Here is a 1,190-nt window from a genome sequence, read left to right as displayed (position 1 = left end):
TGTCTAAAGAAAAATTTGAACGTACGAAACCGCACGTTAACGTTGGTACTATCGGCCACGTTGACCACGGTAAAACAACTCTAACTGCAGCTATCTGTACTACTCTTGCTAAAGTTTACGGCGGTGTAGCTAAAGACTTCGCATCTATCGATAACGCTCCAGAAGAGCGTGAGCGCGGTATCACAATCGCAACTTCTCACGTTGAGTACGACACTCCATCACGCCACTACGCACACGTTGACTGTCCAGGACACGCTGACTATGTTAAAAACATGATCACTGGTGCTGCACAGATGGACGGTGGTATCCTAGTTGTTGCTGCGACAGATGGCCCAATGCCACAAACTCGTGAGCACATCCTACTAGGCCGTCAGGTTGGTATCCCATACATCATCGTATTCATGAACAAATGTGACATGGTTGACGATGAAGAGCTACTAGAACTAGTAGAAATGGAAGTTCGTGAACTTCTATCTGAATACGATTTCCCAGGTGATGACCTACCAGTTATCCAAGGTTCTGCACTAGGCGCACTAAACGGCGAAGAGCAGTGGGAAGCGAAAATCGTTGAACTAGCAGAAGCTCTAGATACTTACATCCCTGAGCCAGAGCGTGCGGTAGATCAGCCATTCCTAATGCCTATCGAAGACGTATTCTCAATCCAAGGTCGTGGTACAGTAGTAACTGGCCGTATCGAGCGTGGTATCCTAACTGTAGGTGACGAAGTTGCTATCGTAGGTATCAAAGACACTACTACAACTACATGTACTGGTGTTGAGATGTTCCGTAAGCTTCTAGACGAAGGCCGTGCAGGTGAGAACGTTGGTGCACTTCTACGTGGTACTAAGCGTGACGAAGTTGAACGTGGTCAAGTACTAGCTAAGCCTGGTTCAATCACTCCACACACTAAGTTCGAATCAGAAGTATACGTACTGTCTAAAGATGAAGGTGGTCGTCACACTCCATTCTTCAAAGGCTACCGTCCACAATTCTACTTCCGTACAACTGACGTAACTGGTGACATCCAGCTACCAGACGGCGTAGAAATGGTAATGCCAGGCGACAACGTACAGATGACTGTAGAGCTAATCGCACCAATCGCAATGGACGAAGGTCTACGTTTCGCGATCCGTGAAGGTGGCCGTACAGTAGGTGCTGGTGTTGTTGCTAAGATCTTCGACTAATTCATA

Annotated in this window: 1 protein-coding gene; it reads left to right on the top strand. The window is 47.2% G+C overall.

The window, feature by feature from the left end; all coding sequences use genetic code 11:
• A partial coding sequence (gene tuf / locus R7E00_RS24295; protein WP_017822038.1) for an elongation factor Tu occupies positions 1–1,184 on the top strand: 1,184 nt, incomplete at its 5' end.
• Positions 1,185–1,190 lie beyond the last annotated feature (6 nt).

The organism is Vibrio sp. Vb1755, assembly GCF_033338635.1.
Classification (GTDB): Bacteria; Pseudomonadota; Gammaproteobacteria; order Enterobacterales; family Vibrionaceae; genus Vibrio; species Vibrio alginolyticus.
The sequence above is the reverse complement of the archived record's forward strand: the minus strand, read 5'-3'. Positions and strand labels throughout refer to the sequence as shown.